Raw genomic sequence first — 10,945 nt, forward strand, 5'->3', positions numbered from 1 at the left:
GTACACTATAAAATCAAATATTATCCTATGGGACAACGGCATGTTCCAAAGAGAAATTGACTTCACTAAACCATTCATTGCTTTTTTAAAATTACAACACTTAGTGCCTCTGGTCGAATCGGATGCAACCACACCTGCAGCTTGCGCACTACAAAAATTAGTGGACCTGGAAGATAGAAAAGGCTATGAGTCGCTTTGCAAACAATACGAAGATATTGGTTTAAATTTCCGTTTAACGGATGGGGTCGTCTATCAGGTTGAGGATGTTGGTAATCAACTTGGTATACAAATTGCGGTGCAAGTCAAAGGGCAAAGCATCACTTGGTATTTTTGGGGAAATGGGGTAAAAGATCAATACCCTCAAGCTTTTCGGGATATTTTATTTAAAGCGGCTTCCGACTGTCATCAGGAAGTTGAAAATGGTTGTGATTTGTATTATCGCGGCAGCAATGCCCTTCATGTCAAAACGATGCATACAAAAGAAGATGAAGCGAACATGAACCACAATCATTATCGGTGTAAACAGGATGTCACACCCAATGATTTCAAACAACATCTGCAAGCATTTCTAACTCATGAGTCGCATGATTTCTTTTTTCTACACGGTGAAATTAAAGACATTTGTGATGCGTATGAATTACATTACCACCTTTACACCAAACCACGAGAGGAATTATCCGGCTATTCTTATAAGAACATGTATCGTTGTGCAGAAGAACAACGGTTGGAAGAAGCGGATGTGATTGAGTTTTGTCTTTTTGGAGAGCAACAAGAACCTTGTCGAATTAACGAAACAGAACTCAAAATTGATTATGATTGTGCAAGACGGAAAATTGAATTGGCAATAACCCGAGCGAAAGATGCTAGTGCCATTGAGTTATTAGAGAAAGAAATCGCTCATCTTAAATCAGATTACGAAGCCCTGCTTGCCTATCGTCTACAAGGCGGTATTAGAGCGCTTGGTGCTGAAAGAATCATGACAAGACAAGTGAAAGGTTCCTCTCTACCGGTTCAAAAAGCGACCCTAAGGGATGATAGTGTTGGTGCCGTTCCGAAAATTCCTGAATGGGCCATCTCGCTAATTAACAAAGTATCGAAAGCGAAAACTAAGATGCAAAAACAACTTGCGGATGAAGCAAGGATTGCTACGGCAACAAGTGCTCTTAGTTCATTACAAAAGCCGGATGATACAAATCCCTCTGCAAACCCAAGCCAAACGATTTCAATCACTCAAGCAGGCTTGAGTCTATTTGATCAAAAGTCGAAAGATTTGGCAACACCCTCTCAGCCAAAGACGGATAATCCATTATGTGTCAGTTAGGCTTCAGTATAAATGTAGATAGTGTCTTGGGTATCTCTGCGGTTATATTCGTTAGAAAGATATGTCTAGGTTAATTTACCTGCTCGAATGCGAATAGTCCAATAGATAATTAAAGGAAGTAATATCACAGTGGGCGCAATCCACAAAACCCAAGCAGGTTGGTAGGTGAAATTAGTGACTAAAACTGCCGTAAAAACCGCTATGGTCCCCCCAATCATTCCACCAACATGACGAACCAACCGCTCAAATTTGGGGTATTTCATTTTACGATAGAGTAACATGTCGCTGATTGAGAAACGAAGACAAATCAACCCAAAAACAGCGAACACAATGGGTTTGTAGCCACCTTGCTGCCAACTAACTATGCTAGCACTTAACATGGTTATCGAGACAAGTATCATTATTATGCTGATTACTTTCTCCCACAGTTGTGCTGGCAAATACCGACGAATAGCATACCGCCAACCCGAAAGACTGATATAAAAACTAAATAAAGCAACGCACAGTAAAAACCAGTTATTCGTCATGAGAGACATTGGCAGTGCGGTGATAAAGATACCTAACATCGCTATCATAAATAGTTTACCCACACGACGATGTAATGATGCGCCTTTTTTGCTACTTAAAGCAATGAGTGATGCGACAATCGCAATTAAGCCAAAAACAATGTGGATAGCCAATAGAATATTAAAGATCATTTCGTCATTCACTCGCTATTTTGAGCCCTAGAGTTTATCATCGCCTGATTATGTTAAACAATGCCCTATTTATGCACTTTCGATAAAACATCAAATTAGTGGCTGCTAATTTGTTCGATGATCCTTCTATCACCTTCTTCGATGTCAAAATTATAAATGCTGAGATCCTCCGCCATATGTTTTGCATCGGTTGTTCCCGTTAGCGGTAAAATTCCAGTTTGTTGTGAAAATCGAAATATCAATTGCGGAATGGTTGTATTGTATTTTTGCGCCAAACTTCGAATCGGAGGTGATTGAAGATAAGGATGATTGGCGGTTAAAAGGGAAAAACCTTGATAAACAAAGTCTGATTTAGAACAGATATCACGAACCTCTTTATCCCATTGAAGTAGCGCAAAACAACGATTCTGAACAAATTTAGGTTGAATAGATGCTTTATCCATTAATATTTTCAACTGTTGAGCACTGATATTTGAAACCCCAATGTAACGAACCAAGCCTATCTCAACCAACTCCTCCATTACCCGCCAAACTTCAATATCTTCCGCACCAATGCCCACTGTAGAATAAGGACCATGCAAGATATAACTGTCGAGGTAATCCGTTTGCAGGTGTTCTAATGAGCTTCTTAAAGACTGTTCAACCTGTTCAGTCAAGGAAACATGTTTATCATATGGGAGCCTTTCATCTTGACCGCTGACATACGTAAATTTTGTTTGAATGAATAAATCCGTTCTTTGACAAGTTTTCTTTGCTAAAAATGATTGAATACCAAAGCCGACACCTTGTTCATAATAATGTTTTCTTTGATTTGCAGTATCGATTGCCCTAAATCCTTGCTGGAGTGCTAAGGTTGTTAAACGTTCGGTATTGTCCTCTTTCCAAGCAGTGCCATAGATAAAGGGCTGCAATAGCTTATCTGATTTTGTTTGGAGCACAATATCCATGAATTTCCTTATCGAAGTATATTTCAGGTTGAAAATCGTATTTTTAGCATCTTATTTTAACAAGTATAACAGATTGCCAAGCTATTCTAAGTTAAATTAACAAATTCATGACATCCATCTATACTGGTATTGAATCTGTCTATAAAATTTGTCTATTCATAGAGTTGTCATGTGATTTATCAAAAAAATAATAATTGATTTATTACACTATAAACTATGTAACGTCCCTAGCAAATTTAGAAATATACGCTACACTATTAAAAAAATCATAAGGAATTTGATAAACATGAAATCTTTCTTAGATCTTGCCCAAACATACGCCCACTATCATCAAAAACCTGTCACCTTGTATACGCATTTTGTCGGTGTCCCGCTGATTGTTTTCTCAGTGATGGTATTGTTTTCATTCCTACAATTAGTTGTGCCGGGTGTATTCTCGCTAACGAGTGCAGAGATTCTCACCATTGCTGTCTTAATTTATTATATTTTACTCAATTGGCGCTTAGGCTTAAGTATTACCCCTCTATTTATCATCCTATTATGGATAGCCCATTGGGTTGGCGGAGATGGTCCAAGTCAAACATCAATCACCGTCTTTTTAGTCTGTTTTATTCTTGGTTGGATTATTCAATTGATTGGACATTTAATTGAAGGGAACAAACCCGCCTTCTTAACCAGTCTTTGGCAAATGGTTATTGCACCCTTGTTTCTGATGGCTGAAGTATATTTTCTATCGGGGAAAATGCAATCTTTAAAAGAGAACATTTACCCTGAAAGTGTTTCAAAAAAATAGGCTTTTTCCATCTCAGTTTTTTTTGTTGGTCGCGTCCTTTAATGCCCAAAGAAACGTTTATTTTTCCTTTGAACTATCTTCCTGTTTACACGCAGGAAGGTTTTTATGATTAGCATCGTTACATATTTGGTTCAGTGATTGCTTTGTCGGCGTAGTCTTTGAAGGTTGATTAGTATCCTTATGACAACTAATGCACGAAGCTGAATTAGATTGTGAATTAGCATGAGTACTAGTTGCTATTATAATCATCACTGCTAAAAGCATCATCATGCGTGTGAAAATCCCTTTCATTCTATTTCCTTATTAATATTCACTATTTAAATCATAGTCTTATTTCAAGACTGTCGTCAATAATCTGGCGTTTTTAAGAATTTACGCAATCCCATCTTCGATCACCAGGGTAGCGGGCAATTATGACATTGTGCGGCACAGGATAAGCATTTTTCTTATTCATTATGAATATTTATAAATCAGTTAATCCATGATATAATAGCTGCACCGTTTAAGAATTTTTGATTGTGTTATGTTAAATATTACACGCTTAAGTCATGCAAGAGTTATTTGGGATCAGTTTTATCAAAAGTATCATCCTGTTTCACAAGCATTAAATCATAAGCGTCAATACTCATTGCCCATGTTGTCTCAGGATTTTTTAAAGGATATTGAAAAAAACCGTGAAAAATATGAAAATGCGACTATTGTATTACAATCATTGTGGCGCAGAATTCGAGAGCGGGACACCTTAATACGGGTAAACCCCAAGGGTGATCATTCAGGTGATTTCAATCATCTCGTGAATTTCCACCCGAAAAAGAATCCGGCAGTGAGAAAATCGCTGAATAAACGTAAACTTGATGAACTTCAACAAGCGATTGAAAAATGCGACTTTTCTGCATCTATCTTTGACGATAAAACATTACCTCAACTAGCACTGTCGCTGTTTGACTCTGGCACTATCACACAACAGCAAATTTATACTCTTTTAGAACACCATCAAACCATTAAAGACTATCCTCAAATAGGGTACTTCCCAATCTTAAATGCTGATGGCGCGTTTACTTCAGTGGCTAAAGAATATTTGTTGCCTTCCTTAACAAATCGTCAATATGTCAAGGGTTTAACAACTAAAGAGCTTGAAGAATTTCGTTTAATGATTGCCACTTTGCCTAAATCTGAGCAATTTTTTTATATAACCGATACAGGTAAGCTAACTACCCAAAAAAACTACCATCAACTAGGGCATACGCTGATAGATCTTGATGGCATGATGCGCCTAAAAAGCAACCATCTTGTTCATTTATCTGCAGGAGCTCGTGATGCTTTGGGGTTAGTCTCATTTGGCCTTCGGGATTATATTCGTCCAATGCCCCGACTAGGCCCAATGGGAATCGATGATATTGAACAGGGTGTCAACCATCGAGCAAGGTATGCGGCGTTAAATTTTCCTGCCACTAAGCCTTATGAAATCATTCATGATTACAAAAATGTTAACGATTTAGAAGCAACATCTCATGATGTCTATCATAGTAATGTCATGTCATTGATACCAGACAATTTCCTTAAAATTCTTGAACGGTTTGTGAGCTTAACTAGGGCAAATACTGGCATCAAATGGTCCATTGAAATTTGGGATTGGGTTGATTGTGATTATATTTACTTTTTTCATAAGCTCGGTAGAACGCCAAAAACCAATAACCCTAAAGAAACCACTGCTCTCATGTGTGGTATGCTTGAATATGGTAATGGAACGTCAAGCACAGACATCAGTATCGGAGGCTCATTACTAAGAGATAACACCCCTACTCCGCTTGGTATATTGGTGTTTATCGATATGATTGTCAATCGCCCTATTTGGCTTGAACTAGGCATTGATCCTAGCTATTTGACGGGTCAATATGGGAAGTATTATAAAATGATAGAACAAATGTATGATAACTATATTGATGAAAAAGACGATATTCGCATACAAGTTCTAAAAGCACTTACCTATATAAAGTTATCAAACAGTGGTCATCTTGTTTCTTTCAAAACCATCAATCAAATCATCAACGAAAATCAACAAAACTTTGTTAATCATCTAGCCTTTAACAAAAGACCCAAAATGAATATGAATAAATCGAGTAATACAATCGAATTCACTTGTTTCGATCAGTATTTTACGATTAACAGTCTATATACGCTTATCAACAATAGCATTTCTAACCCACAGAATACTGGCCAAATTCGTGATACAGCGAAACATTATTATGCCTCATCCATTATCCAGCTTGGCTATACAAAGCAACAAGCGCTGGTTTATACAAATCAAAAACAACAAGGTAATTCGGAAAGTACCGCTCAGTTTGTTGCCAACCCCACATTGCTCAATTGGATTCAAGATAATTTACAATCTGTGGCACTATGGTCATTCACTTTGGTTGCCATACCCTGTGTCTTACTCTACGGTATGTATCAAGTATATCAAGCACAACGTGCGTTTAATGAGATATTTTTATCTATAAATTCCGTGAACGATATTGAAACTGGCTCTATTGATATGCCATCTTTGACTAATAGTCAGTATCGCTTTTATCAACCAGATGCTGCGAATTCATTCGAGTTAGCCATTCCTCAAACGAATACCCATTCTGTTTAATATCCTGATGGGGATACAACTATGCGAAATCATCATCGATTTTTAAAGATCATATGTTGGTTACCCGATAGCGTGTGCTTTTCAATACGGCATTCACTGTTAAATATGCGAACATAAGGATGATGATGGAACAAAAAGTGTGTGGCTTTAATTAAAAATTGACCTTGGCATTGAATCTTCCCCTCCCTTTGGCTACGAATTGTTACACTTAACATTGCAGGTAAGTTGCTTATATAAAATACCCGGTGAGCATAAGTTGGTTGATGAGTTTCCCGCCTAGGTGGAATAGAATATTGGTATATTTGTCTGCTATTATCACTGTTTAACCCTCTAACAGTTAAAGTGGCATAAACCCTATCCACGCGAACATTCTCAAAAATGATCATTTGAGCTTCTCCGCTTGGATTAACGTTTTTGGCGAATCCGCATCCAGTGATGATATAGATCAAAAAAATAAGCCACATTGATCGCTTATGCATAGCTTTCCTTAAAATTTAGACTTGCTTAGGGTCAATCCCTCATGATTGTTCAAGAATCCACTTGATCATAGTAAGTATAATTTATATCCACCAAAATGCGCGGATCTTCATCAGACGAAGATGCATAGCCAAACATTTTTTCTATACTGTTTGGGCAGATTTTTCTATCGACTACTTCTCACCAGTCACCCAATAAGGCGAGAATTGAAAACAAAACTTGCCATTGAATTCTGATTGGCAATATGCATCATACCAATTAATCATCGCCTCATTAATTTCAACAATTTTTTCTGGTGAAAAATAACCCTGATAAAATCCAATACCATAAACAAATCGGCGAAATGTATCCAAATTAGGTAGCTCGATAGAATGCGCTGTTCTATCGACTTTCAGTTTTGAAAATGGCGTTTTCTTCAGTTTTTCAGCAAGGTTCTCTAAGGCAGAATAATGCATGGGTGGGTCAAAATGATTAAGCTCTTTAAACTGTCCCGAATCTCGTACCGCTTGGTAACTCAACATAAACGGATCATCACCGCTTGGAAATAATGTAAATACATTACCACCCGGTTTTAGCGCTTGATAAATATGACTAAAAGCCTTAGTAATATCATCCGTCCATTGCAAGCACCAAAACGATACAACCACATCAAACTCATTGGTGAATGTCATCGTTAAAACGTCAGACTTTTGGACGGCAAAATTGTTAAATTGTCGGGCTTTTTCACGAGCAAGACTCAGCATGTTTTCAGATGCATCAATGCCCAGCATATGGCCTTCAGGAATGAGTTTCAAAAGAGTCGTACTAAAGCTACCATCACCGCAGCCAATATCGAGCACACGGGCATTTGCTTTCGGTTTAAAATGCTTTAAATACATATTCGCAACCGTTGCTTGAATATAAGCACCTATGGCATAGTCATCAGCCGGCCAATCCTTGATTGTCATTGTCAGTCCTTTTCTAAAATTACGCAGTATGCTCCCTCTAGAGGAGCACTATTTTACAGCATTGTTGACATTAAAAAACTCATATTTTAACTATTCATCGGCTTAGTTCGTGAGAAACTAGCTGTTGAGGTTGTGGTGGCCTAGCAGATTGGTTGATAACACTTTGCAAATGATTGGTCAATCGCGTAGAAGTCATCACGGATAAATGACCATGATCGTCTAGTTTGAATAATGAATCAGTGTTATTGTCTACATATTCCAAAACATAACCACATCGATTTGGTACGATATCATCCAACCCGGCAATGACAAAAGTATAAGGTGAATTAGGTTCTGAATTGATCTTATCCCTCAATTCTTGTAAAAATGAACTATTTTTACTCATTTGCTCGACAGAGCTTGAAAAATAACTGACCGGTGCTTGAGCAAGATAAGAGCCTCGGAATGGTCCGCAGATACTGATGCAATGTAATACTTTAATATTTGCATCCTTTGCAAGGTACTGATTAAACCATGCTGCCAGCACACCCCCACGCGAGTGACCACAAAGAATCACTTGCTTATGGCCATTTTTTTCAATTTTTTCAAGGAGTTGGCGTCCATAATCATCAATGCCTTTCCCCTGATAACGCCCATCGAAGGAGACGAGATGCATGGATGTCACTTCTTTAGTTAAACCAAGCTTCTTTAACCGGGTTGCAATTGCTTTAAAGGAACAGGCATGGTCGGCTGTTCCATGGATAAAATAGACGCCGACACTTGCTTCGTCTCCTGAAGACACACCCTCGTCTTTTAGGGAAGTCTCCTTCAGGGGAATGTCAATATCGTTAAAATCCAATGATGCCCATTGAGAGGCATGTTGGAAAATACCAAGCGTTGATTTTGAAAATCCTTTTAAATAACTCCACATAGTAAACTCCTTTTACAGCATCACAACAGTGGCATTTTACTTATAACATAAAAGTAATTGATAATAAAATAGTGATTGATAACCACGTAGGGTGATCAGCTTTTATGTCGTTCTGCAAGCAATTTCATGACATCAGCCGATTGGATGTTCACCATCTGCCATAATAATTGAAGATGGAAAATCAGATCCGCGCTTTCATTCAATATCTCATCCCTATCATGACTCACAGCCGCTAGGGCGACTTCAACCCCTTCTTCACCAACTTTTTGGGCTATACGCTTGATGCCTTGCTGACCCATTTGGCGACAATAACTATTAGGTTGATTGGATTGTAATCTATCGCGGATAACATCACCGAGTTTTGACATCATCGCCATCGTAAAACCATCACTGTCCTTAAAACAGCTAACAGGTCCTTTATGGCAAGTAGGACCGTTCGGCAGCGCAAGAATCAAAAGACTGTCTTCATCGCAATCCGATTGGATTGAAACAACCGATAAGACATTACCGCTTTCTTCACCTTTGACCCACAATCGTCTTTTTGTCCGACTATAAAACGTGACCAGCCCAGATTCTTTTGTCTTTTCTAATGCTTCAACGCTCATATACCCCAACATAAGCACTTGGCCCGTGTCGGCATGCTGTATAATGGCTGGCATTAGATGATTGACTTTCTCCCAATTTAATTTATTCATCTCTTACCTCAATTCGAGCTTGTTTTAATGCTTGTTTTAGATCATTTATCTCGATCACATGATGGTGAAATACGCTAGCGGCTAAGGCACCACTAATAGCAATTTGATTAAATAACTCGATAAAATGTGAAATTGATCCAGCGCCACCCGAAGCTATCAATGGAACTTGACAGTGCTTGGCCATTAAAGCTAATTGAGGTAAATCATAACCCCTGCGTACACCGTCTGAGCTCATGCAATTTAAAACGATTTCCCCTGCTCCCCGATCTTGAACCTCTGCGAGCCAAGCTGTTGTTGTTCTTTGACTATTAAACGATTTCCTCACATCCCCGGTATATTGAAAAACATAAAAATCATCGCCTAACCATTTCGAATCAATGCCCACAGTAATGCATTGTTGGCCAAATTCATGACTCAGTTGATTAATAAGATCAGGATTAGCCAAAGCCGGGCTATTTATTGAAATTTTATCAGCCCCCGCATATAAAATGGACCTGGCTTGCTCGAGGGATGAAATCCCCCCAGCCACTGAAAACGGGATAGCAATCTGCTTAGCAATTTCAGTTATCCATTTTTTATCAGTGACTCGTCTATCACTACTCGCTGTAATATCATAAAATACGAGTTCATCAATTCCCGCTTCCGAATAGCGTGTCGCTAAATCAATGATATCGCCAACCACTTGATGCTTTTGAAACTGGATGCCTTTGACAACCACGCCATCTCGTACATCCAAACAAGCGATAATTCGTTTGGCTAGCATATCTTTTCTCCAGCAGAGAGTGGCAGATCAACATCCGTTTGATACAGCGCCTTGCCAACGATAGCAGCAGAAACACCACACTCTGCCAATGCAACCAAATCATTTTTATTTCGTACGCCACCTGAGGCTTGCCAATGGATAGTCGGAAAGCTGGACAAAGCTTGTTCGTATAACGATAAATTCGGGCCTTTTAATGTGCCATCACAAGCAATATCGGTGCATAGAATTGTATCAACGCCTAACACTTCATATTCCCGTGCTATATCCCAAAGCATAAATCCTGTCTTAATTGACCAGGCATGACTGACAACGATTGGGATATTATCAACGAGGGATACATCCAGCGCGATGATAAACCGATCCGAACCAAACTGCTTTAGTAAAGCTTCACATTGATCCTTATTGGTCACTGCTAAACTACCAATGACGATTTTATCAACGCCCATCGCTAAACACGTTTCCACATCAGCAGACGTTCGGATACCGCCCCCTATTTGAACAGGAATCGACAGATTTTCAATGATTTTCGAAATTAAGGGCTGTTGAACCAATCGCTTTTGTTTTGCCCCATCTAAATCAACCAAATGCAGAGACTGAGCACCTTGCTGTTGATATTTTTTTGCTAACGAAACCGCATCGCCTGGATAAAATGTTTTTCGTTCATAGTCACCTTGGTACAATCGAACGCATTCACCATTGATCAAATCAATTGCGGGTATCACTTTCATCTTACAACCTCATTAGCATTTTAAACATCAG

At 38.7% G+C, this 10,945-nt stretch carries 11 protein-coding genes; 3 read left to right on the plus strand and 8 right to left on the minus strand.

The window, feature by feature from the left end:
- Nucleotides 1-40 precede the first annotated feature (40 nt).
- Nucleotides 41-1,321, plus strand: coding sequence for a hypothetical protein (locus tag AB3348_RS01320; protein ID WP_367605734.1), 1,281 nt, complete (start codon nt 41-43; stop codon nt 1,319-1,321).
- 65 nt (nt 1,322-1,386) lie between these two features.
- Here the strand turns inward: AB3348_RS01320 and AB3348_RS01325 are convergent, their stop codons facing one another.
- Together AB3348_RS01325 and AB3348_RS01330 are read right to left on the minus strand one after the other, a co-directional pair.
- Entirely contained in the window at nt 1,387-2,019 is a 633-nt protein-coding gene (locus AB3348_RS01325) for a hypothetical protein (protein WP_367605735.1), read from the minus strand.
- A 95-nt stretch (nt 2,020-2,114) separates the two neighbouring features.
- Nucleotides 2,115-2,966: an aldo/keto reductase family protein gene (locus tag AB3348_RS01330; RefSeq protein ID WP_367605736.1), complete on the minus strand. Its 852-nt coding sequence runs from the start codon at nt 2,964-2,966 to the stop codon at nt 2,115-2,117.
- 286 nt (nt 2,967-3,252) lie between these two features.
- Here AB3348_RS01330 and AB3348_RS01335 point away from each other — a divergent pair, with 286 nt between their 5' ends.
- A complete protein-coding gene (locus AB3348_RS01335; protein WP_367605737.1) occupies nt 3,253-3,759 on the plus strand; it encodes a DUF962 domain-containing protein in 507 nt (168 codons plus the stop codon).
- Between the two features lie 523 nt (nt 3,760-4,282).
- Entirely contained in the window at nt 4,283-6,394 is a 2,112-nt protein-coding gene (locus AB3348_RS01340) for a hypothetical protein (protein WP_367605738.1), read from the plus strand.
- 32 nt (nt 6,395-6,426) lie between these two features.
- Here AB3348_RS01340 and AB3348_RS01345 read toward each other — a convergent pair whose 3' ends face one another.
- From AB3348_RS01345 to hisA, 6 genes are all read right to left on the minus strand, one after another.
- The gene (locus tag AB3348_RS01345; protein ID WP_367605739.1) at nt 6,427-6,780 is read right to left on the minus strand and encodes a hypothetical protein; all 354 of its coding nucleotides are present in this window, start codon (nt 6,778-6,780) and stop codon (nt 6,427-6,429) included.
- Between the two features lie 264 nt (nt 6,781-7,044).
- Nucleotides 7,045-7,818: a trans-aconitate 2-methyltransferase gene (locus tag AB3348_RS01350; protein WP_367605740.1), complete on the minus strand. Its 774-nt coding sequence runs from the start codon at nt 7,816-7,818 to the stop codon at nt 7,045-7,047.
- 94 nt (nt 7,819-7,912) lie between these two features.
- Nucleotides 7,913-8,728, minus strand: coding sequence for an esterase/lipase family protein (locus AB3348_RS01355; RefSeq protein WP_367605741.1), 816 nt, complete (start codon nt 8,726-8,728; stop codon nt 7,913-7,915).
- 95 nt (nt 8,729-8,823) lie between these two features.
- Nucleotides 8,824-9,423, minus strand: coding sequence for a bifunctional phosphoribosyl-AMP cyclohydrolase/phosphoribosyl-ATP diphosphatase HisIE (hisIE, locus tag AB3348_RS01360; protein ID WP_367605742.1), 600 nt, complete (start codon nt 9,421-9,423; stop codon nt 8,824-8,826).
- Entirely contained in the window at nt 9,416-10,186 is a 771-nt protein-coding gene (gene hisF / locus AB3348_RS01365; RefSeq protein WP_367605743.1) for an imidazole glycerol phosphate synthase subunit HisF, read from the minus strand. The genes hisIE and hisF overlap by 8 nt, the downstream gene beginning before the upstream one ends.
- Entirely contained in the window at nt 10,180-10,914 is a 735-nt protein-coding gene (hisA, locus tag AB3348_RS01370) for a 1-(5-phosphoribosyl)-5-[(5-phosphoribosylamino)methylideneamino]imidazole-4-carboxamide isomerase (RefSeq protein WP_367605744.1), read from the minus strand. The genes hisF and hisA overlap by 7 nt, the downstream gene beginning before the upstream one ends.
- Nucleotides 10,915-10,945 lie beyond the last annotated feature (31 nt).

Source organism: Legionella sp. W05-934-2 (genome assembly GCF_964199965.1).
Taxonomy (GTDB): Bacteria; Pseudomonadota; Gammaproteobacteria; order Legionellales; family Legionellaceae; genus JAFIFT01.